This window comes from Flavobacterium sp. N2038 (assembly GCF_025947185.1).
Classification (GTDB): Bacteria; Bacteroidota; Bacteroidia; order Flavobacteriales; family Flavobacteriaceae; genus Flavobacterium.
In genome coordinates, this window is the sequence record NZ_CP110001.1 from 942,765 (window position 1) to 965,379 (window position 22,615).

Below are 22,615 nucleotides of genomic sequence, written 5' to 3' on the forward strand. Positions count from 1 at the left end.
TATATTTTGGAATTTTGAAATATTTCTAGAATTCTAAGTAGTAGATGTATCCAAAGTTAAACCATACTTGCCAATCGTTTGATTTGTTTTCTTTGTAGATATCTTTGTTAGGGTTTAAACCGTCAATCCAGTCTGAAGTAAACATTTGAAAACGAGTTTCAAACATTAAATCGCTCATTGTCGTTAGCTTATAATGTACTCCCAGACCACCTGTAATTGAAGCTGCAATTCCGGTTTCGGATGAAAAACCGTGAGGTCTTCCGTCTGATGGAGTTAAATATTTTCCTGGTGTAATATGAGGAAGTGTTATATCTCCTAAACTAGAACCAATTTTTGATGAATAATAGTTTATCATAATACCTGCACTTAAGTACGGACTGAAGCTACCAACATTGTTTTCGAAGTCATGAATTTTTATAAAAGAAAATTCTAATTGAGATCCTAATCCAAAAACTGTCGAGCTTGCACTCATTCCTTTCAATTGGTTGATAGTCAAATTGGCTGGTTTTTTTTCGACCCATCTACCAAAGTGTTGTAAGTCTGTCTTGCTAAAAGATAGTTCAGATCTTACTTTAAAGTGTTCAGAGAAAAAAGTTTCGTGGTTGTTGGCGGCAGAAAAGTTGATAAAATGTATAATTCCAATTCCAAATCCTGTATTTCCAACATTGGTATCAAAATTATTTCTTTCACCAAAATCAGATTGGAGGGTTACAGGTCCTGCGAATATTCCTATTTCTTGCGCAATATCGGATTGAGCAGTTGCAGTTGTAGAGATGCCAAGTATGGCAAATAACGTGATAATTATAGGTTTGAGCATGGTATTTGGGCTTTCAAATCTTGGCAAATATATAAAAAAGGTTGTCTAAACAAAATATTAAATTCGGGTATTAAAAAATTAGTAACAAAACACTTAATTTTCTGACTTTAAGTGTGGTGATTTGATGTAAAATCGTAAGTGTAAAATTGTATTTTTATTTTTGTTTAAAAAAAACACAATTCTTCTGCTAAAGCTAAAAAAAATAACAATTCATGATCGTTTTGCCTTATCTTTGCTTGTTATTACGAAAACGTTTTCTTAAAGGGCGTTTTCTTATTTAAAAGGTTAAAAAGTTATAAACTATTATTTGAATAATTTATTTAAAAATGGAACAAAAAATAAATGAATTTATGGCTCTTGTTGAGTCAAAAAATCCAAACGAGCCAGAATTTCTTCAAGCCGTTAGAGAATTTGCCGAAACGGTAATTCCATTCATTGCAGAAAGAAAAAAATATGATGGAAAAAATTTATTGCTTAGAATAGCTGAACCGGAAAGATCTATTATTTTTAGAGTTCCGTGGGTAGATGATAAGGGAGAGATTATTGTAAATCGTGGTTTTAGAATTCAGATGAATTCTGCAATTGGACCTTATAAAGGAGGAATTAGATTCCATCATACTGTAAATTTATCAGTTTTAAAATTCCTAGCTTTCGAACAAGTTTTTAAAAATAGTTTGACAACTTTACCTATGGGTGGAGGAAAAGGAGGTTCTGATTTTGATCCTGAAGGTAAATCTGATGGAGAAATTATGCGTTTCTGTCAATCATTTATGACAGAATTATGTCGTCATATTGGACCAGACTTAGATGTTCCTGCGGGAGATATTGGAGTTGGTGCAAGAGAAATTGGTTATCTTTTTGGTCAATATAAAAGAATAAGAAACGAATTTACAGGTGTTTTAACAGGTAAAGGTCTTGCTTACGGAGGATCATTAATTAGACCAGAAGCTACTGGCTATGGTGTAGTTTATTTTACAGATCAAATGCTTCGTACTATCGGACATGAAATAAAAGGTAAAAGAGTTGCAATTTCTGGATTTGGAAATGTTGCTTGGGGAGTTGCATTAAAAATAAATGAACTAGGAGGGAAATTAGTTACTATTTCCGGACCTGATGGTTATATTTATGATGAAGAAGGAATCTCGGGAGAAAAAATCGATCATATGGTCGAAATGAGAGCAACGGGAGATAACAGAGCAGAGCTTTATGTAAAGAAATATCCAAATGCTGTTTTCCATAAAGGAAAAAGCCCATGGGAAGTAAAAGTTGATATTGCAATTCCATGTGCTACTCAAAATGAATTGAATGGAGAAGATGCTCAAAAACTAATTGATAATGGTGTTTTATGTGTTACAGAGGCTGCAAATATGCCTTCAACGTTAGATGCTATTAAATTATTTTTAGATAATAAAGTACTTTTTGCTCCTGGTAAAGCTGCAAATGCTGGTGGAGTAGCTGCTTCTGGATTAGAAATGACACAAAACTCTATTCGTTTGAACTGGACAAGTGAAGAAGTAGATTTAAGATTAAAAGATATTATGGTTGGAATTCACAACCAATGTAAAAAATATGGTGCTGGCGAGGATGGTTATGTTAATTATGTAAAAGGAGCTAACATTGCAGGATTTGTAAAAGTTGCTGATGCTATGCTTGCTCAGGGTGTAGTGTAGATTAAAACAAAAAAAAATAGAAAATGCCTTCATTCGTCTTCAAGATGAATCGAAGGCATTTTTTTTATTTGAAGAACAAAAAACAAATACTTTGGTTTATAGTATATTTGTTGATTCGAATAACGATCGCAATGAAGAGAATCTTTCTGTGTATTTTGTTTTTATTTGCATTTCAGTTTAGTTTTAGTCAGGCTAAATTGAATTGGCAAGGGTATTTTTCGTTTACTGAAATAAAAGATATTTCAGAATCATCTTCAGCGGTGTATGCCGCTTCAGAGAATGCATTGTTTTCTAAAACAGATGCCGCAAATACAATTAAAACAATTACAACTGTTGATGGGCTTTCGGGTCAGACGATTTCGGCAGTTTATTATAGTGAAGCATTCAAAAAAACGATTGTAGGCTATGAAAATGGTTTGATGATCGTAATCAATGAGAGTGACGGTAGTATCATGAAAATTGTTGATATTATCAATAAACAATTGGCTCCCAATTTGAAAAAAATCAATCATTTTATGGAACATAACGGTTTGGTTTATGTTTCCTGTGATTTTGGAATTGTACAGTTTAATTTAACCACATTACAATTTGGTGATACCTATTTTATAGGTGATAATGGAGCAGAAATTAGCGTAAGGCAAACTACTTTTTTTAATGGATTTATTTATGCTGCAACTTCAAGCGGTATCAGAAAGGCAGATAGTACAAACGCAAATCTGATTGATTTTAAGCAATGGCTACTTGTAAATACAGGGAATTGGTCCAGTATTGAGGCTTTAGATACAGAACTTATTGCAATAAATACAACTGGATATGTTCATCGGTTAAATGCAGGTGCTTTTGTTGGATTTTTGCAGCTTCCACAACCTGCAGTAGACATGAGGTCAAAAAATCATAATTTGTTTATTACAATTCCTAATCTGGTTTATGTTTATAATAATCAAATGATTTTAAATCGTCAGATCACAAACACTCAGGTTTTAGATAATACGATTACATTTACTTGTACAACCAGTGTTGGTAATTCGATTTATATAGGAACAAAAGAAAAAGGACTATTTTCTTCGACACTTTCAGGAGCAGCTGTTTTTGAAAATAATACACCTGCTGGTCCTGCGCGTAATAGTATTTTTTCGCTGGATGTAACTCCAGGTTCGCTTTGGGCTGTTTATGGAGATTATGATACATATTATAATCCCTATGATTTAGATAGCTACGGAATTAGCAAATTTAATACTTCAGGCTGGTTAAATATTCCGTATTCTGAGGTTTATGATGCGAAGTCGATAACTAGAGTTATAATAAATCCTGCAAACGAAAAACAAGTCTATGCAAGCTCTTTTTTTTCAGGATTATTAAGAATAGAAGATGATGTTCCTAATTTTTTATACAATGAAAAAAATAGTGGATTACAATCTATTACTACAGAAGGACCAAATTATATAGATGTACGTATTAATGCAACTGCTTTTGATAAAACGGGAAATCTTTGGATAACCAATAGTCGTATTAAGAATGGATTGAAAGTTTTGAAATCCAATGGGCAATGGGGGAGTTATGCTATGACTTCAATTTTGGACGATGCAGAGGCGAGTAGTTATTCCAGTATTCTTGTTGACCGAAATAATGTGAAATGGATAGGGACCAACAGAGATGGAGTTGTTGGTTTTAATGAAACTACAAATACATTTAAAAAAATGACTTTTGGAGTAGATGCCGGGAATCTTCCAATTGCAGATGTCAGATCAATCGCAATAGATACGAAGAATCAATTGTGGATAGGAACAACAAAAGGATTGCGTGTGCTGAGTAATATAGGAAGTTTTCAAAGTGAGAGTCAGCTTAAAGCAAATCCAATAATTATAATGGAGGATAATCTGGCTCAGGAATTACTGTATGAGCAATTTATTACTTCAATAGCTGTAGATGGAGCAAATAATAAATGGATTGGTACGGCTGATTCCGGTGTTTTTATGGTGTCGCCAAATGGACAGGAAACCAAATATCATTTTACAATAAATAATTCGCCACTGCCAAGTAATGTGGTGAATGATATAAAAATTAATAGTGCTACAGGTGAGGTGTTTATTGCAACCAATAAAGGAATGATATCATTTAAGGGTATTGCAACCGAAGCAAATGAAGATTTGAATAATGTTTATGTGTACCCAAATCCGGTTAGGCCAACCTATTTCGGGACTGTGAAAATAGCTGGTCTATTAGATAAAGCAAATATTAAAATAACTGATATCGAAGGAAATTTGGTTTATGAAGCAACATCAGAAGGAGGTACAATCGAATGGGATACAACTGCTTTCGGTCGTTACAAAGTTTCCTCCGGAGTGTATATGATTTTTATTTCTGCTCAGGATGGTGGTGAGACGAAAGTGAAAAAAGTTATGATAATTAGATAATGTGGTAATTTAAGTAATTATCGAATTGCTTAAAGTCTAAATAATCTAAGATGATATAGACAAAAGTTTATGGTCAAAATTCTAACAATCTAAGAAGTCTAATAATCTAAGTAGTGCAAGTTAAAACCAAAGCCATAGTAATCTCATCCTTAAAATTTCAGGAAAAAAGTTTGATTGTAAAATGTTTTACACTTTCAAGCGGACTGAAATCTTATTTTGTGCGCGATGCTTTTTCGAGCAGGAAAGCCAGTCAGAAAATTGCTTATTTTCAGTCATTATCAATTCTGGAAATCGAAGCTGTTCATAAGAATAAAGGAACGCTGGAAAACTTCAAAGAAATAAAGACTGCAGTTCCTTTTCGGACCATTCATACTGATATTTTTAAAAGTACAATAGTTATGTTCTTGTCTGAAATGCTTCATTATTCGATTCAGGAAGAAGAAAAAAACGAGCCGCTTTTCGTGTTTTTAGAAACCGCTTTAACGTGGCTTGATCATCATGAAGAAATTTCAAATTTTCATTTAATTTTACTTTTAGAAATTACAAAATATCTGGGTTTTTATCCTGATGTTTCTGAAATTGCTCTGCCGTATTTTGAAATGAATGAAGGGATTTTTACACACTTTCAAACTTCAACAGCTCTTTCTGAGCATGAAACAAGTTTGCTTAAAAAGCTTATTGATCTGAAATTTGATAATAGCCAGAAAATCTTTCATGTTGTAGAAAGACAATTGCTTCTTAAAATTTTAATTGATTTTTACAGTTCTCATTTAGAAGGGTTTAAAAAGCCAAAATCACTCGATGTTTTGAAAGAAATCTTTTCTTAAAAACTGTATGCTAATTTCATATATTTGGCGCACCAAAAACCAATTTATATGAAAAGAATAACTACTTTTTTACTCTTTATTTTAATAGCTCCCGCTTTCTCGCAATCTGTCGATTTAGATCCTCACAGTTTTAATTTATCATATGTAAACCTTCCTCCAAAACCTGTTTTAGATAGAAAAAACAGAACCTATCATTTAAATGTTAATGCCAGTAATATTGCCTGGTTTAAAGATGCGAAGGATAATTTGGAATATAATTTTTCTATAGATGGATTTAAGAATCTGCCTGCAAATGGTTATTTTGAAATTGCTGTTGATTTATGGGATCCGATTACTTTGGTTGATGGAGTGAGAAGAGTCGAGAATAAAGTAAAAGATTCAAATGGAAAAGAGAAAATTGAAGTTTCCTTTGTAGCTTCAGTTAAAGTAAGAGAAACAGGCAGTTTTTCTGTTATCTGTTCATCAGATCCTTCTTTTAATAAAAAGTATAGTTTAGAAAATTCGTTTACAGTAGAAAATTCATTTTCAAATCCTGATGATGCCAGAAAATTTATAGATGTAGCAATGTATTCAGTAAGAAATAATTTTTTATCGCGAGTAGCCGGAGTTATGGATCTGAGATTGAATCGTGATTATGGTTATGTTGTGCAACAAACATCAGATTTTGTGTGGATTTTAGATTCTAAAAAACATCCGGAATATGATAGTAGTGTTAAATCGCTTTCAGGAATTAAAGCTGTTTTTAATAAAATGTCTTATAATGAAGATGTTGCGCCTTTAAAAACAGAGATAGATCCCATAATTAAGTATTTTGAAGGAATCGATAAGACTTATGCCGAAGATGAAAGAAAGCATAGAAAACTTCGATACGAAGCCTATTTTAATCTGGCTGTTATCTATCATTATCTCGATATGCCGGATGAATCGGATATTTGGTGTGACAAGTTAATCGGAAATAAATATGATGTTTCTGATGGGGAAAGCATGAAACTTAAAAATGAAAGTTTAAGGGAACTTTTTGCTGTAAATCAGGTTAAAAGCAGGCACATGGATGTGGAAGTCCGAACAAATGGTGTTAAGGAGGAAGAAGTAGATGTTGCTAATTTTGATCCTAATTATTTTTTAAAAAATGACCCGAAATACCAATTGATTTCTCTTGTTTTGACTACAAATGATACCGTGTCAGGATATGCAAAAATAAGAGCAATAGAAAACTTAGACCGAAAAATTTCAGTTAGTATTCCGGATGAAAACGGAAATCACAATCATGTATTTAAAACTTATTTTGCAGATCAGGTTACAAAGTTAGTCGTTCAGGAGAATGATTTTTATTCAACAGTATCTTTTAAAGAGGCTCTAAAGGCAGGATCAAAACCGGTTTTTAGATTTGTTCGTGAAATTTTAAACGGAAAAACAATTTCGTTATACGGATATTTAAACAGCGAAATAATCATAAAAAAACAAAGTGAGGCTATAGGCTCTTCTACAAGTTCCGTTGGTTGGCAAATGAATACTAAAACTAAGTTTGTAGAATTGGCAAGGCCTTGTCCAAAATTGGTAGCCAGGGCAAATGGTACAGAATTTAAAAACGATATTAATTCACTAAGGAAATTTGTAGAGGCATTAGATGCGTGTAACTAAATTTTAATTTAAAATGAAATAAAAAAAGACTACAGTTTATAGCTGTAGTTTTTTTTAGCTGGAATATTAAGGATTTCCGGAAGGATTTCTTTTAAAATCATTTGAAAGCGGAGTGTTTGTTAAAAAATATGTTATAAATTGCTTCTAATTGGTCTTTTTTCCGTCATCTTTTATCTATTTTCCTCAAAATTCCTTACTTTCGCACCTCGTTTAAGAAAAGGATAAAATGAGTACAAAATTTACTGAATACAAAGGACTTGACTTGCCAACTGTAGCTACTGAAGTTCTTGATTTTTGGAAGAAAGAAAATATATTTGAAAAGAGTGTAACAACTCGCGAAGGTGCTGAGCCTTTCGTATTTTTTGAAGGTCCGCCTTCAGCAAACGGATTACCTGGAATTCACCACGTAATGGCACGTGCGATTAAAGATATTTTTTGCAGATATAAAACTCAAAAAGGTTTTCAGGTAAAAAGAAAAGCCGGTTGGGATACTCACGGTTTGCCTGTAGAATTGGGTACCGAAAAAGAATTAGGAATTACAAAAGAAGATATTGGTAAAACCATTTCTATCGAAGAATATAACGAAGCGTGTAAAAAAACCGTAATGCGTTATACTGACGTATGGAATGATTTGACCGAAAAAATGGGGTATTGGGTAGATATGGAAGATCCATATGTAACGTATAAACCAAAATACATGGAATCGGTTTGGTGGCTTTTAAAACAAATCTACGATAAAGGTTTGTTGTACAAAGGATACACGATTCAGCCATACTCTCCAAAAGCAGGAACAGGATTATCTTCTCACGAAGTTAACCAGCCTGGAGCTTATAGAGATGTTACTGATACTACGATTGTAGCGCAGTTTAAAACATTGCCTGAGACATTGCCAAGTTTTTTACAAGGTTTTGGAGATGTTCACATTTTGGCCTGGACAACAACGCCTTGGACATTGCCATCGAATACAGCTTTGACGGTTGGTCCAAAAATCGATTATGTTTTAGTAAAAACATTCAATCAATATACTTTTGAGCCAATCAATGTGATTTTGGCTAAAAACTTAGTTGGAAAACAATTCGGAAAAGGATTTTTCTTAAGTGAAGATGATGCTGACTTTGATAACGTTAAAAACGGAGATAAAAAACTTCCATATAAAATAGTAACTGAAGCAAAAGGAGCTGATTTAGTAGAGATCCGTTACGAGCAATTATTGCCGTACGTATTACCATATCAAAATCCTGAGAATGCTTTTAGAGTAATTGCTGGAGATTTCGTTACAACTGAAGACGGAACAGGAGTTGTGCATACAGCACCGACTTTTGGTGCTGATGATGCTAAAGTAGCAAAAGAAGCAAAACCGGAAGTACCGCCAATGTTGGTTTTGGATGAAGAAGGAAATGCAGTTCCGTTAGTTGATTTACAAGGGAAATTCACTTCTCATGTTGGGGAACTTGCTGGTAAATACGTTAAAAATGAATATTACGATGCAGGACAAGCTCCGGAGAAATCTGTAGATGTTGAAATTGCTATTCGTCTAAAAGAAGAAAATAAAGCATTTAAAGTTGAAAAATACGTGCACAGTTATCCACACAGCTGGAGAACTGACGAACCGTTATTATATTATCCACTAGATTCATGGTTCATCAAAGTAACCGATGTAAAAGATAGAATGTTCGACCTGAACGAAACTATCAATTGGAAGCCTAAATCTACTGGTGAAGGACGTTTTGGAAACTGGCTTAAAAATGCCAACGACTGGAACTTATCTCGTTCTAGATATTGGGGAATTCCGTTGCCAATTTGGAGAACTGAAGATAAAAAAGAAGAAGTTCTTATTGGTTCTGTTGAAGAATTATACAGTGCGATTGAGAAATCTATCGAAGCAGGTTTTCAGAAAGAAAACCCGTTTAAAGGTTTCGAAATCGGAAACATGTCTGAATCAAATTATGATTTAATTGATTTGCACAAAAATGTAGTTGATCAAATTACTTTGGTTTCGGCTTCAGGCCAACCAATGAAACGCGAAAGTGATTTAATTGACGTTTGGTTTGATTCTGGAGCAATGCCTTATGCACAATGGCATTATCCTTTTGAAAACAAAGATAAAATTGATGAGAATAAAGATTTCCCTGCAAATTTCATCGCAGAAGGAGTAGATCAAACACGTGGATGGTTTTATACTTTACATGCAATCGGAACTTTGGTTTTTGATAAAGTAGCGTATAAAAACGTAGTTTCTAATGGTTTGGTTCTGGATAAGAATGGAATTAAAATGTCTAAGAGTAAAGGAAATACTATAGATCCGTTTAAAACCATTGAAGAATTTGGTCCTGATGCCACGCGTTGGTATATGATTATGAATGCAAATCCGTGGGATAACTTAAAGTTTGACCTTGAGGGAATTGCTGAGGTTCGCCGTAAATTCTTCGGAACTCTTTATAATACGTATTCTTTCTTTTCGTTATATGCTAACATCGATGGATTTAAGTATGCTGAAGCAGAAATTCCGTTAAACGAAAGACCAGAAATCGATCAATGGATTATTTCTGAGTTGAATACTCTAGTTAAGTTTGTAGACGAATGTTATGAAGATTACGAGCCAACAAAAGCGACAAGAGCAATTTCTGAATTTGTTCAGGAGAACCTAAGTAACTGGTACGTTCGTTTATGTCGTCGTCGTTTCTGGAAAGGTGAATACGCTAAAGATAAAATCGCAGCCTACCAAACGCTTTATACTTGCTTACTTACAATTAGTAAATTAAGCGCTCCTGTAGCTCCTTTTTTTATGGATAAATTGTACAGAGATTTGACCGTTTCTACGGGAACCGAGGATTTTGCTAGTGTTCACTTGGCTGAATTCCCAAAATTTGTCGAAAACTTTGTTAATAAAACGTTAGAAAGCAAAATGCAGAAGGCGCAAACCATCTCATCTTTGGTTTTATCACTTAGAAAAAAGGAAATGATCAAAGTGCGTCAACCTCTGCAAAAGGTAATGATTCCGGTACTTGACGAGAATCAGCGTGCTGAAATTGAAGCTATTTCTGACCTTGTAAAAGCCGAAGTTAACGTGAAAGAAATTGAACTTTTAGATGATGCTTCGGGTATTTTAGTAAAGCAGATAAAGCCTAATTTTAAGGCACTTGGGCCACGTTTCGGTAAGGATATGGGCTTGATTTCTAAGGAGATACAAGGTTTTTCTGCCGATCAGATTAATGAATTGGACAAGCAGGGAACGCTAGATATTGTTATTGCAGGAAATAGTGTAACTTTATCATTAGAAGACGTCGAAATAACATCTCAGGATATTGAAGGATGGTTGGTTGCAAATTCAAACGGAATTACGGTAGCACTTGACATTACAATATCTGAAGAGTTGAAAAATGAAGGTATCTCGAGAGAATTAGTAAACAGAATTCAGAATATCCGTAAAGATTCAGGATTTGAAGTTACTGATAAGATTAAGGTGCAGATAAAAAGAAACGGTATCTTGGAAGATGCAGTTTCAAAAAATGAAGACTATATTAAGTCTGAGACACTAACTGATAATTTGGTTTTTGTGGATGCTTTAGAAAACGGCACAGAAATTGAGTTTGATGATATTAAAACTATGATATTAATTTCAAAATAAAGTATAAATACCATGATAGATGAAATTACAAGATACTCTGACGCTGATTTGGCGGAGTTCAAAGAAATAATCCAGGCAAAAATTAAAAAAGCACAAGAAGATCTTGATTTGATCAAAAGTGCCTATATGAATGATTTAAATAACGGGACAGATGATACATCTCCTACTTTCAAAGCTTTTGAAGAAGGAAGTGAAACAATGTCTAAAGAAGCAAACTCTCAATTGGCTATAAGACAAGAGAAGTTTATTCGTGACTTAAAGAATGCTCTATTCCGTGTTGAAAACAAAACATATGGTATTTGCAAAGTAACAGGTAAATTAATTGGTAAGGAAAGGCTTAAAATCGTTCCTCATGCAACAATGAGTATCGAAGCTAAAAACTTGCAACGATAAATATTCTAATTTTAGAAGGATAATAATAAACGCTCCAAGAGGGGCGTTTTTTTTGTTTAATATTTTAGTAAATTCTCTAATGCAGATTTAATACTATTTTGAAAGAAAAGAATTATATTTCAAAATGAAATTGATATTAAAAAGGGTGAAATTTTTGTAAGAATATAAAATAATGCCAAGTTGAGGACTCTAAAGTATATTTTAATTAGAACTGTCTTGATTTTAGACAGTTCTAATTAAGTTTAAAAACTAAGCCAGATTTTTTTCTAATTCAGTTTTGTGCTTTTTTAAAATTGCTCTCGTCATTCCTAAATTTGCTTTAGAAGAATCGGCTGCAAGATAAATCATGAATTTTTTGTTAGGAGAAATGTCGATAACGTGAATTTGATTTGAAAGTGTAATCAAAATGTCTTCAATATTCTGATTTAAATTTAATGCTTTAACAGCATTAAGTTTAGCTTTTACAACCTCTAAGTTGTAGGCGGCAGCAAGTTCAGGGTCAAAACTTGGGTCAACTGTTAGATTTCCAAAACTTAATCCTGATTCAATCTCTGTTACAGCTACTGCTATAAAGCCATTTACATTTGTTTTCATGTCGTTTAAAAACACGTTTAAAAAATCGTTGCTCATAATTTAGTGGGTTTGTTGGGTTAATAGATTTATTTACTTTAATAGTGAATTTTTGCTAAGTTCTGCAGATAATTCTTCGGTAGATCTCATTAATAAGGCCAGATTACTTCCTTCCTTGGTAAATGCGATTACAAAGTTGGTGCCACTGATTTTGTTTCCAATGACTACTCCTTCTGAAGTTTTTAGAAAGAGTTGTTTTAGTGCACCTTTGTCTAAATCGATTAAAAATTTTTCGCTCATTGATAATATTGCGGCGCTCATGGCAGCAACACTATCGCTGTAGTCCACATGAAGAGAAGTGATTAATTTCCCTTTCCCATTTAAAATTAAGGCAGCTGTAGATTTTGTGTTAACCAGAAAATCATTTAAAGTAGTAGTTATTTCATTCATGATTTTGTAAGATTAAGGAGGTTTGTTTAGGTTGTTATGTGTTGGTGTCTTTCATTTGTCGTTTTTCGGGCCTTTTATATGAACAAGTGTTAATTTTCATTAACAAATATAAATTAAATTATGTATCATTGTAGAACCAAATTGTTAATAATTTAATTTATTTAACGTAAAAAACTTACATAATGGCTAAAGTATTGAAATTCAAAGAGGTAAACTCTGACGTAGAGGGTAGAATGAAGGAATTCGAAAAAATGCGTTTAAAGTTGAAAACAGAAATTAAAAAAGTAGATGCCAAAAAGGCTAATGCAGGAAAAGAGAGTAAGGGATTGTTAAAATCCATCTCTGATTTTTTTGCAGATAATCCCAAAACAGCTACAAATACAACGGTAAAAAAATAAACTTACAAAAAGGTTTAAAATTGATTAATGGCATTTAGTTTTATTGTAAAATAATTAACGCTCCCTTTGGAGCGTTTTTTTTGATTTAATTGTTATTTTTGCCACATCAAAATTTGAAAAAATGTCATTACGAAAAGCGTATTTCCTTATATTTTTAGTTTTAATTGTCGATCAACTTTCAAAAATTTATGTAAAAACAAATTTTACTTTAGATGATCATGGTAATGAAGTAATGATCTTTGATTGGTTTAGAATTCATTTTATAGAAAATGAAGGAATGGCATGGGGAACAAAGATACCTGGGGAATATGGAAAATTAATTCTAACTGTTTTTAGAATTTTTGCTGTTTTTGGTATTGGTTATTGGTTAGCTGACTCAATCAAAAAGCGTCAGTCTACTTATTTAATTGTTGCTATTGCATTAATATTTGCCGGTGCTGCTGGTAATATAATCGATTCTGTTTTTTACGGGGTTATTTTTGATGACAGTCACGGTAAGTTGGCGACTCTTTTTTCACCAGAGCCTTATGGAACCTGGTTTCATGGTTTGGTAGTAGATATGTTTTATTTTCCTATTTGGGAAGGAAACCTGCCATCTTGGTTGCCGTTTTTTGGTGGCAAACACTTTACTTTTTTTAATGCTATTTTTAATGTTGCAGATATTGCAATCTCTACCGGAGTTGGGATTTTGTTGGTTTTCAATAAAAAAGCCTTTCATACTAAATAAAATTAATTTTCATAATAGAAATTTAGGTTTCGTAGGTTATAGTTGGTAGAAGTGTTATTTTTACCAAACAAAACCATTAGTTATGCAAAGTCCGTCTTTTTCCATTTATGATGCTTCTGCGGGATCAGGAAAGACTTATGCATTGGTTAAGGAGTATCTTAAAATTATTCTTTCTTCCCCAAAAAATGATGCTTACCGAAATATTCTTGCAATAACTTTCACCAATAAGGCAGTTCATGAAATGAAAAGCCGTATTGTTGGAAATTTGTCTGAATTTGCCAAAGATGTGCCTTCAGAAAAAGCAATGAGCTTAATTGAAGATTTATCTCGCGATACAGGACTTTCTGTTATTCAGATAAAGGTAAAATCACAAAGCATAATTAAACATCTTATTCATAATTATGCCGCCTTTGATATCTCGACCATTGATAAGTTTACACATAAAGTTATTCGTGCTTTTGCTCATGATCTAAATTTGCCAATGACTTTTGAGGTTACACTCGATACGGAAAATTTATTGGTTGAGGCTGTCGATGCGATTATTGCACAGGCAGGTCAGGATGAAACGCTGACTAATTTGCTGATAGATTTTACGATGGAGAAAACCGATGATGATAAAAGTTGGGATGTCTCTCGTGAAATTCTGGAAACAGGCAGATTGGTTTTGAATGAAAACAATCGAACAGAAATTTCGCATTTTCATGATAAATCAATCCAGGAGTTTTTGGAGATCAAATTGAAAATGCAGACTCTATGTAAAGAACTTGAGTCTGAGAATGGTAATTTTGCTAATGATGCGCTTGTATTATTAGAGGATAAAGGTATCGACTTAAAGTCGTTTTCAAGGGGGACTTTTCCAAACCATTTAGAGAGTATTAGGGATGGAAGGTTCAATCCGAAAAATAAGATGTTTCATGAATTTGATGATATTGCGATTAATAAAACAGCCAAAGACAAAGCGCTAATTGAAAGTGTGATTCCTGATTTGCTTCAAATCTTAGATAAGATTTATAAAAAATTTGAGAAAAGGGATTTCTACAAAGCTTTTCTTAAGAATATAACGCCTCTTTCTTTGCTAAATACAATTAGTAATGAATTGGAAAAAATTCAGACCGAACAAAATGTTTTGTCTATATCTGAATTTAATGCCATAATTCATCGTGAAATTCAAAATCAACCTGCGCCATTCATTTATGAGAGAGTAGGGGAACGTTATCGTCATTTTTTTATTGATGAATTTCAGGATACTTCAGAGATGCAATGGCAAAATCTTATTCCGCTTATAGATAATTCGCTTTCAGGTTTAGATGATTTTGGAAATAAAGGAACTCTTATGATTGTTGGTGATCCGAAACAATCGATTTATCGCTGGCGCGGTGGAAAAGCGGAACAGTTTATTGAACTAAGTAAAGAGGAGAATCCGTTTAATAATCCTGAAAAAGAAATACGTTATTTAAATACCAATTATAGAAGTTATAGTGAAGTTATTAATTTTAATAATGCTTTTTTTAAGTTAATAGCTACGGAGTTTTCCAATAAGGATTATAAAGAGTTGTATGAAAATCACAGTTTTCAGAATACAAATTCTAAAAAAGGAGGATATGTAAATATTTCGTTTCTTCCTTTTATAGAGAAGAATGATTTTGTTGATGATGAAGAGGTAATAGAAAAATCAGACTTATATGTTTTAGCAACTTTAAATACGATTCAAAATGTTGTTCGGGAGGGTTTTGAGTATAGAGATATTGCGATTTTGACTCGTAAAAGAGATCAGGGAATAGCAATTGCTAATTACTTAACAGAACAAGGTATTCCGATTCTGTCTTCAGAAACTTTAATGATACAAAATGCTACTGAAGTTCATTTAATAATTTGTTTGCTTAAGTACTTGAACAATAGTACTGATTTAGAATCTAAAGCTAATTTTCTTCATTTTTTGGTAAAAGAAATGGAAATTGAAATGCCAATTCATGATTTTATAGCAAAAGGTATGAGCTTCAAGTCTGAAATTGATTTTGAAAAATGGCTTTTGACTTTTAATGTTTCGCTTTCTTTTGAAAATGTTCGTAAAAAATCATTGTATGAAATGGTTGAAATTATCATTTCAAAATTTGTTCGTTCTTTTGAGGGCAATGCTTATGTACAGTTTTTTCTGGATATTGTTTTGGAGCGAGATATTCGTAATCAGGCTGGGATTGCAGATTTTCTGAGTTATTGGGATAAAAATGCTGAAAAATTTAGTATTCCCTCGCCAGAAGGTAATAATGCAGTTCGACTTATGACGATTCATAAGTCAAAAGGTTTGGAGTTTCCAATTGTTATTATGCCATTTGCTGAAGAAGATTATAATAGAAAACCAAAAGATAAATTGTGGCTTGATACGGAAGATGTTGGTTTGGATATCCCCAAAGCCTTAATAGATAATAGCAGTGCGGTAGAGGGGTTTGGTGAAAGTGCTTCAAATGTTTTTAATTTGAAAAAACAAGAAGAGCTGCTTGATAATATAAATGTTTTATATGTTGCATTAACTAGGGCAGAGGAGCAGTTGTATGTTATTTCTCAGTCACAGAAAGAAAGAAAAGACGGTGAGCTTCCAAATAATATGGCATCTTTTTTTATTAAATTTCTAATGCATCAGAACCTGTATGATTTGGAGAAGCTGGAGTATGAATTTGGAAACAAAAACAAACTTTCAGAATCAAATGAAACAGTTAATTTGGTTAAAACTATTCCTGTAGTTTCTGAAGTTCTGAATCCAAAAAATATCAAAATTGCTCAGCGTGAAGCGTTAATGTGGGGAACACATCAGCAGGAAGCGATCTCTTTTGGAAATATAATTCATGAGATTTTAGCATTTGTAAAAGATAAGTCTGATGTTGATCTGGCAGTGGTTAAAGCAATAGAAGGAGGATTGATAACAGTTGATCAGGTTGATCAGGTTTCCAGAACGCTTAATGAAATTGTGAATCATCCCGAATTGAGTATTTGTTTTGAAGGTGAAAATAAGATTTTAAATGAGCAGACAATTGTTCAGAAAGAAGGTAAGATTCTAAAGCCAGACAGGATTGTATTGACTAAAAGCAAAGAAGCTTATTTATTGGATTATAAAACCGGAGCTGTAAATCCAAAATATAAACAGCAAATTTTGGAGTATGAAACAGCGATTGAAGAATTGGGTTATAAAGTGTTAAAAAAAGCTTTGGTGTATATAGGAACCGAAATCGATGTAGTAAATTTGTGAAAAAATTAATCAGATGTTAATGAATTAATGTATTTAATGACGGGTTAAATTGTTAATTTTTAACGTTTTAAATAAATAGAAATGTACGGTAAAATAAAAGAGCATTTGCAAAATGAATTGCAAACAATTGAAGAAAACGGAATTTTTAAGAAGGAACGTGTGATTACTTCTCCGCAGGGCGCAGAAATTACAATTTCAACAGGTGAAACTGTTTTAAATTTTTGTGCCAATAATTATTTAGGACTTTCCTCTCATCCAGAAGTGGTTCAGGCTGCTAAAGATGCAATGGATACACATGGTTTCGGAATGTCGTCTGTTCGCTTTATATGTGGAACGCAGGATATTCACAAAACGCTGGAAAAAAAGATTGCAGATTTTTATGGTACAGAAGATACTATATTATATGCAGCAGCATTTGATGCTAACGGTGGTGTTTTTGAACCATTGCTTGGTGAAAATGATGCAATTATTTCGGACAGTTTAAACCATGCTTCTATTATTGATGGAGTTCGTTTGTGTAAAGCAGCTCGTTATCGCTATGAGAATAACAACATGGCCGATTTAGAGCAACAGTTAATAAAAGCAAATGAAGCAGGAACTCGTTTTAAGTTGATTGTTACTGATGGAGTTTTCTCTATGGATGGTCTTGTAGCGCCTTTGGATAAAATTTGCGATCTGGCAGATAAGTATGATGCAATGGTAATGGTGGATGAATGTCATGCAGCTGGATTTATTGGTGCAACAGGAAAAGGTACTCTGGAGGCAAAAGGTGTAATGGGGCGTGTTGATATTATAACAGGAACATTAGGTAAAGCGCTTGGAGGAGCAATGGGCGGTTATACAACTGCTAAAAAAGAGATAATAGAATTGTTGCGTCAGCGTTCAAGACCTTATTTGTTTTCAAACTCATTAGCGCCGGCTATTGTTGGGGCTTCTATTAAGGTATTTGAACTTTTAGAAAAAGATACTTCTTTAAGAGATAAATTAGAATGGAATACTAATTACTTTAAAGAAGGGATGAAAAAAGCAGGATTTGATATTATAGATGGTGATTCTGCTATTGTACCTGTTATGTTATATGATGCTAAGCTCTCTCAAACAATGGCAAACGAACTTTTAAAGGAAGGAATCTATGTTATTGGCTTCTTTTTTCCTGTAGTTCCAAAAGAAAAGGCAAGAATAAGGGTTCAATTGTCAGCAGCGCACACAAAAGACCATTTGGATAAGGCGATAAATGCCTTTACAGTTGTAGGTAAAATGTTAAAAGTTATATAATTACCACTTTGTCGAAATTTTTGTAGGTTTTTTTTAACATTTCATTTTGTATTTAAAAAATTTGGTGTTACTTTTGCTTGTAATTAACTAAATTGTAATTAAAAAAATTAAGTATGAAACATCTTAACAAACTTTTAGTTGCTGTGATGATGGCGATGGGTTTAAGTTCTCACGCGCAAGACAGTAACAATCCATGGGCTATCTCTTTTGGAGTTAATGCCGTTGACACTAGAACTAGTTCTGGTGCTGGAAGTGGATTTTTCGATCAACACTTTTCTCAGCCATTCGCTGTAAAAGACAACTGGAATATTCTTCCATCATTATCTTACATTGGTGTAAATAGATATGTTGGGCATGGTTTCTCAGTTGGTTTACAAGGTTCTGTAAACAAAATTGATAAATTTGTAACTTTCGCTCCAGGTGCTCCAGGACATGATTCAAGAGGAAATATTGTAACTAATCCTGGTGATTTGATGTATTACGGAATTGATGCTAGTGTTAAATATAGCTTCCAGGAATTAATCAAATCTAAAGTAATTGATCCTTCGTTATCTGTTGGTGGAGGTTATACTTTCTTTGGAGAGAGTAGCTTTGGAACAGTTAACCCAGGTGCTGGTGTTACTTTCTGGTTTACAGATGCAATTGGTCTTGAGTTAGCTACAAGATACAAATGGGCTGTAAGTGGTGATAGACAAGATGCTTCTGGTGCGCCAGATAATGTTTCTCATTTCCAACACACTGCAGGTTTAGTTTTCAAATTCGGAGGTAAAGATACTGACGGAGACGGAATCTATGACAAAGACGATGCTTGTCCAGATGTTGCTGGTTTAAAACAATTCAACGGATGTCCTGATACAGACGGAGACGGAATCGTTGATGCTTCTGATGCTTGTCCAGATGTATTTGGTTTAGCTGCATTAAACGGATGTCCTGATACAGACGGAGATGGAATCGCTGATAAAGATGATGCTTGTCCAGATGTTGCTGGTTTAGCTGCTTTAAAAGGTTGTCCTGATACTGATGGAGACGGAATCGCTGATAAAGACGATAAATGTCCTACAGTTGCTGGTCCAAAAGAAAACGGTGGTTGTCCTTTCTTAGACGCTGACAAAGATGGTGTTGCTGATAAAGATGACGATTGTCCTACAGTTTACGGTCCTGCTAGTAACAGAGGATGTCCTGAAGTAACTACAGAAGCTTTAGAGGATCTTAAAGTTCAAGCTAGAGCGGTTTACTTTAACTCAGGAAAAGCTACTTTCAAAACTGGTGACAAAGAAACTCCAGCTAGATTAGATGCTATTAAAGAAATCCTTAAAAACTATCCAAACGCGAAATTCTCTATTGAAGGACACACAGATAGTACAGGTTCAGCTAAAATTAACGAAAAACTTTCTCAAGATAGAGCAAACGCTGTAATGAATGCTTTAATTGAAAGAGGAGTTAGCGCTGATAACTTAGAGGCTAAAGGTTTTGGATCTTCTAAACCAGTTGCAAGTAACAAAACTGCTGCAGGTAAAGCTCAAAACAGAAGAACTGAAATTAGACATATTGGTTCTAAATACCAAGGTAAACTATAATTTACTTTGTAAATAATACTAAAAAGCCATTCTTAATTGAATGGCTTTTTTTATTTTTATAAAATGATAAATACTTCTTTTTTAGAAAAAATTGCAACGATAATAATTCAGGATTATTCAAATAAACTTGCTGAAACTACTATTATCTTGCCGAATAAAAGAGCTAAAGTTTTTTTAATAGAAGCACTTAAAAAAGAGACTTCAAAAACAATTATTTCGCCTTTAATTATTAGCATTGAAGATTTTATTCAAGATGTAGCATCAGTCAGATCAATAGATTCTATTGAACTTTTGTTTGAGTTTTATAAAGTGTATTTATCTATTACTGAAAAACAAAAACAAGAGTCTTTTGAGTTATTTGCAAATTGGGCGAAAACACTTTTACAGGATTTTAATGAAATTGATCGTTATCTTTTAGATCCACTACACGTTTTATCTTATCTGAAAGATATTGAAGATATAAAAAGATGGGGGATAGAAGTAGAAAACAAAACAAAACTTCTAGAGAATTACATTGATTTCTGGAAACTTCTGCCGCTTTATTACGAGTCACTTTATGATCATTTACTAAGTAAATCTATCGGATATCAAGGATTGATTTATAGAGAAGCTGTTAATAATCTGAATCATTTTTCAAATGCTGTTTCGGAACATAATTTTGTATTCGCCGGATTTAATGCATTAAATGCCGCCGAAGAAAAAATTGTGCAACATTTATTGGCTTTAGATTTAGCTAAAATTTATTGGGATGCAGATCAGGCTTTTTTAAATGATCCTTACCATGATGCCGGGCTTTTTGTTCGTCGTTTTAAGGAAAGTTGGAAACATTATAAATCACATCCTTTCGAATGGATTGTAGATGACTTTTCTCAATCAAAGAATATTCAGGTAATAGGTACTCCAAAAACAATTGGACAAGCTAAACTTACCGGAAGTATTATCGAAAACATTATAACTCAGAATCCTGGTGCATCGCTAGATAAGGTGGCAATAGTATTGGGAGAAGAAAATTTATTGATGCCGGTTTTATATTCATTGCCTGCTTCGGTTGGAGCTTTAAATATAACGATGGGATACTCCGGTAAAAATAATCCTTCTCAAATATTGATTGCCCAATTATTTAAAATGCATACTAATGCGCTTTCTCGTAAAGGTGAAAGTTATGTGTATTATTACAAGGATGTTCTTAGTGTTTTAACACATCCACTGGTCGCTCCCTATGCAAATACAAGTAATTTGGTTAGAATAATCAAGGAGAATAATTACACATTTATTACACACAATAAAATAATAGAGCTTAATGAAAAGCCATCGGAGTTGTTTCAATTATTATTTAAAAAATGGGATGGCAATGCGATAGATGTCCTTGAGAATTTTTCTGCACTTTTAATTCGTATTAAAGGAAATTTTAGCAATGATAATGAAGAAGAGAAAATCGCTAAGTCCTTCGTGTATTCCGTTTTTAAAGTAATTAATAAGCTTATTAATTATTATACTCAACATAAACATATTAACAGTATTCAAACGCTTCATGCAATTTATAAGCAAATTATAGATCTGGCAGAAGTTTCTTTTGAAGGGGAGCCTTTGAGAGGTTTACAGATTATGGGGGTTCTGGAAAGTCGTGTGCTTGATTTTGAAACAGTGATTATAACTTCTATGAATGAAGGTAAATTTCCGGCAGGAAAATCACAAAATTCTTTCATTCCTTATGATGTGAAAAGGGAACTAGGACTACCTACTTTTAAGGAGAAGGATGCTATTTATACGTATCATTTTTATCACTTATTGCAAAGAGCCCAAAACATATATTTGATTTATAATACCGAAAATGATGGTCTGGATGCCGGTGAGCGAAGTCGTTTTATTACACAGCTGGAAGTAGAAAAGAAGGCAAAACACAATTTGACTTTTGATGTTTATAATCCCGTTATACCCAATACTGCTTATGAGCCAATTGTAATCCCAAAATCGGAAGCAGTTATGGTTAGACTGAAAGAAATTGCAGTAGCTGGTTTTTCTCCTTCGGCATTGACAAGTTATATACGAAATCCGATTGATTTTTATTTTCAAAAGATTCTTCGTATTCGTGAAGTAGAGGAGGTTGAAGAAAATATTGCGCTTAATACGCTTGGGACTATAATACACGAGACTTTAAAAAATTTGTATGAGCCTTTTGTTGGGAAATTTATTTCTGAATCTGATATTACAGGCTGTTTTGCTTTGTTAGATAGCGAAGTGCTTAAGCAGTTTAAATTGGTTTATAAAGAGGGTGAAATAAAAAAAGGTCGAAATCTTTTGGCTTTTGAAGTGGCAAAACGTAATGTTTCTAATTTTTTAAAAATGGAATTAGAAGCCATTAAGAATGGAGATGCAATTCAGATTATTGCTTTGGAACAAACTTATGAACGTGAGTTAGTACATCCAAATTTGCCATTTCCGGTTTTAATTAAAGGAAATGTTGACAGGATTGAACTTCGTAACGGAAAAATAAGAATTATCGATTATAAGACCGGAAAAGTAGAAAAGAACAATGTGGTGCTTAAATCATGGAATGGCTTGACTCAGGAGCTTAAAAATGATAAAATTATTCAGGTTTTGGCTTATGCGTTTATGTTTGAGGAAAAGGCTGGAAATACTCCAATTGAAGTTGGAATTATTTCGTTTAAAAATCTTAAATCGGGATTTCTGCCTTTTGGATTTAAAGAAGAGAAAGACTTGGATATAGTGGTAAGTAATGAGATTTTGAAAAACTATATAGAAGAGATTGTTTTATTGTTAAATGAGATTTTTGATATGGATATCCCATTTGAAGAAAAATTAAAATAATGATAAGGAAGCTGCAGAACATATTTGAATTTTTTAAAACCACATTGATGGTTAATTTGCTGGTTTGTTTAATTGCTGTCTTCTTTGGTGGTTTAGATTATTTCTTTATTTTTTTTCTGAGTTTTGGCTTTTTAGCGAGCTTATGCTTCAAGGAATTT

The 22,615-nt window shown here is 33.1% G+C and carries 15 protein-coding genes; 12 read left to right on the forward strand and 3 right to left on the reverse strand.

The features are described from left to right. Positions 1 to 25: 25 nt before the first annotated feature. Entirely contained in the window at positions 26 to 817 is a 792-nt protein-coding gene (locus OLM51_RS04130; RefSeq protein ID WP_264553138.1) for a THC0290_0291 family protein, read from the reverse strand. Positions 818 to 1,143: 326 nt separating this feature from the next. Here OLM51_RS04130 and gdhA point away from each other — a divergent pair, with 326 nt between their 5' ends. The 6 genes from gdhA to OLM51_RS04160 all read left to right on the forward strand — a co-directional run bounded on the left by gdhA (position 1,144) and on the right by OLM51_RS04160 (position 11,390). Continuing rightward, the gene (gene gdhA, locus OLM51_RS04135) at positions 1,144 to 2,487 is read left to right on the forward strand and encodes an NADP-specific glutamate dehydrogenase (RefSeq protein WP_264553139.1); all 1,344 of its coding nucleotides are present in this window, start codon (positions 1,144 to 1,146) and stop codon (positions 2,485 to 2,487) included. Positions 2,488 to 2,618: 131 nt separating this feature from the next. Further along, positions 2,619 to 4,901, forward strand: a complete 2,283-nt coding sequence (locus OLM51_RS04140) for a T9SS type A sorting domain-containing protein (protein ID WP_264553140.1) — start codon at positions 2,619 to 2,621, stop codon at positions 4,899 to 4,901. Between the two features lie 113 nt (positions 4,902 to 5,014). After that, complete coding sequence (gene recO / locus OLM51_RS04145) at positions 5,015 to 5,728, forward strand: DNA repair protein RecO (protein WP_264553141.1); 714 nt, start codon at positions 5,015 to 5,017, stop codon at positions 5,726 to 5,728. 48 nt (positions 5,729 to 5,776) lie between these two features. Beyond that, complete coding sequence (locus tag OLM51_RS04150; protein WP_264553142.1) at positions 5,777 to 7,369, forward strand: hypothetical protein; 1,593 nt, start codon at positions 5,777 to 5,779, stop codon at positions 7,367 to 7,369. Between the two features lie 226 nt (positions 7,370 to 7,595). Next, positions 7,596 to 10,997: an isoleucine--tRNA ligase gene (gene ileS, locus OLM51_RS04155; RefSeq protein WP_264553143.1), complete on the forward strand. Its 3,402-nt coding sequence runs from the start codon at positions 7,596 to 7,598 to the stop codon at positions 10,995 to 10,997. Between the two features lie 12 nt (positions 10,998 to 11,009). Then, complete coding sequence (locus tag OLM51_RS04160; RefSeq protein ID WP_110307084.1) at positions 11,010 to 11,390, forward strand: TraR/DksA family transcriptional regulator; 381 nt, start codon at positions 11,010 to 11,012, stop codon at positions 11,388 to 11,390. Positions 11,391 to 11,639: 249 nt separating this feature from the next. On the opposite strand, the gene OLM51_RS04165 is transcribed toward OLM51_RS04160, so the two are convergent. Together OLM51_RS04165 and OLM51_RS04170 are read right to left on the reverse strand one after the other, a co-directional pair. Further along, a complete protein-coding gene (locus tag OLM51_RS04165) occupies positions 11,640 to 12,020 on the reverse strand; it encodes a hypothetical protein (protein WP_264553144.1) in 381 nt (126 codons plus the stop codon). 33 nt (positions 12,021 to 12,053) lie between these two features. After that, the gene (locus OLM51_RS04170) at positions 12,054 to 12,410 is read right to left on the reverse strand and encodes a roadblock/LC7 domain-containing protein (protein ID WP_264553145.1); all 357 of its coding nucleotides are present in this window, start codon (positions 12,408 to 12,410) and stop codon (positions 12,054 to 12,056) included. Between the two features lie 182 nt (positions 12,411 to 12,592). Here OLM51_RS04170 and OLM51_RS04175 point away from each other — a divergent pair, with 182 nt between their 5' ends. From OLM51_RS04175 to OLM51_RS04200, 6 genes are all read left to right on the forward strand, one after another. Then, the gene (locus OLM51_RS04175; RefSeq protein WP_264553146.1) at positions 12,593 to 12,808 is read left to right on the forward strand and encodes a hypothetical protein; all 216 of its coding nucleotides are present in this window, start codon (positions 12,593 to 12,595) and stop codon (positions 12,806 to 12,808) included. Between the two features lie 121 nt (positions 12,809 to 12,929). Next, positions 12,930 to 13,535, forward strand: coding sequence for a lipoprotein signal peptidase (locus OLM51_RS04180; RefSeq protein ID WP_264553147.1), 606 nt, complete (start codon positions 12,930 to 12,932; stop codon positions 13,533 to 13,535). A gap of 82 nt (positions 13,536 to 13,617) precedes the next feature. Next, complete coding sequence (locus OLM51_RS04185) at positions 13,618 to 16,776, forward strand: UvrD-helicase domain-containing protein (RefSeq protein ID WP_264553148.1); 3,159 nt, start codon at positions 13,618 to 13,620, stop codon at positions 16,774 to 16,776. Between the two features lie 81 nt (positions 16,777 to 16,857). Then, the gene (gene kbl, locus OLM51_RS04190; RefSeq protein WP_264553149.1) at positions 16,858 to 18,051 is read left to right on the forward strand and encodes a glycine C-acetyltransferase; all 1,194 of its coding nucleotides are present in this window, start codon (positions 16,858 to 16,860) and stop codon (positions 18,049 to 18,051) included. Between the two features lie 113 nt (positions 18,052 to 18,164). After that, complete coding sequence (locus tag OLM51_RS04195; RefSeq protein WP_264553150.1) at positions 18,165 to 19,628, forward strand: OmpA family protein; 1,464 nt, start codon at positions 18,165 to 18,167, stop codon at positions 19,626 to 19,628. 63 nt (positions 19,629 to 19,691) lie between these two features. Continuing rightward, complete coding sequence (locus OLM51_RS04200) at positions 19,692 to 22,457, forward strand: PD-(D/E)XK nuclease family protein (RefSeq protein WP_264553151.1); 2,766 nt, start codon at positions 19,692 to 19,694, stop codon at positions 22,455 to 22,457. Positions 22,458 to 22,615 lie beyond the last annotated feature (158 nt).

Bases quoted from the DNA above. Each gene is read 5' to 3' on its own strand.
- OLM51_RS04180 (WP_264553147.1), top strand. From the start codon at position 12,930: ATGTCATTACGAAAAGCGTATTTCCTTATATTTTTAGTTTTAATTGTC.
- OLM51_RS04130 (WP_264553138.1), bottom strand. From the start codon at position 817: ATGCTCAAACCTATAATTATCACGTTATTTGCCATACTTGGCATCTCT.
- OLM51_RS04160 (WP_110307084.1), top strand. From the start codon at position 11,010: ATGATAGATGAAATTACAAGATACTCTGACGCTGATTTGGCGGAGTTC.
- OLM51_RS04140 (WP_264553140.1), top strand. From the start codon at position 2,619: ATGAAGAGAATCTTTCTGTGTATTTTGTTTTTATTTGCATTTCAGTTT.
- OLM51_RS04200 (WP_264553151.1), top strand. From the start codon at position 19,692: ATGATAAATACTTCTTTTTTAGAAAAAATTGCAACGATAATAATTCAG.
- OLM51_RS04150 (WP_264553142.1), top strand. From the start codon at position 5,777: ATGAAAAGAATAACTACTTTTTTACTCTTTATTTTAATAGCTCCCGCT.
- kbl (WP_264553149.1), top strand. From the start codon at position 16,858: ATGTACGGTAAAATAAAAGAGCATTTGCAAAATGAATTGCAAACAATT.
- OLM51_RS04195 (WP_264553150.1), top strand. From the start codon at position 18,165: ATGAAACATCTTAACAAACTTTTAGTTGCTGTGATGATGGCGATGGGT.
- ileS (WP_264553143.1), top strand. From the start codon at position 7,596: ATGAGTACAAAATTTACTGAATACAAAGGACTTGACTTGCCAACTGTA.
- gdhA (WP_264553139.1), top strand. From the start codon at position 1,144: ATGGAACAAAAAATAAATGAATTTATGGCTCTTGTTGAGTCAAAAAAT.
- OLM51_RS04185 (WP_264553148.1), top strand. From the start codon at position 13,618: ATGCAAAGTCCGTCTTTTTCCATTTATGATGCTTCTGCGGGATCAGGA.
- OLM51_RS04165 (WP_264553144.1), bottom strand. From the start codon at position 12,020: ATGAGCAACGATTTTTTAAACGTGTTTTTAAACGACATGAAAACAAAT.
- OLM51_RS04170 (WP_264553145.1), bottom strand. From the start codon at position 12,410: ATGAATGAAATAACTACTACTTTAAATGATTTTCTGGTTAACACAAAA.
- OLM51_RS04175 (WP_264553146.1), top strand. From the start codon at position 12,593: ATGGCTAAAGTATTGAAATTCAAAGAGGTAAACTCTGACGTAGAGGGT.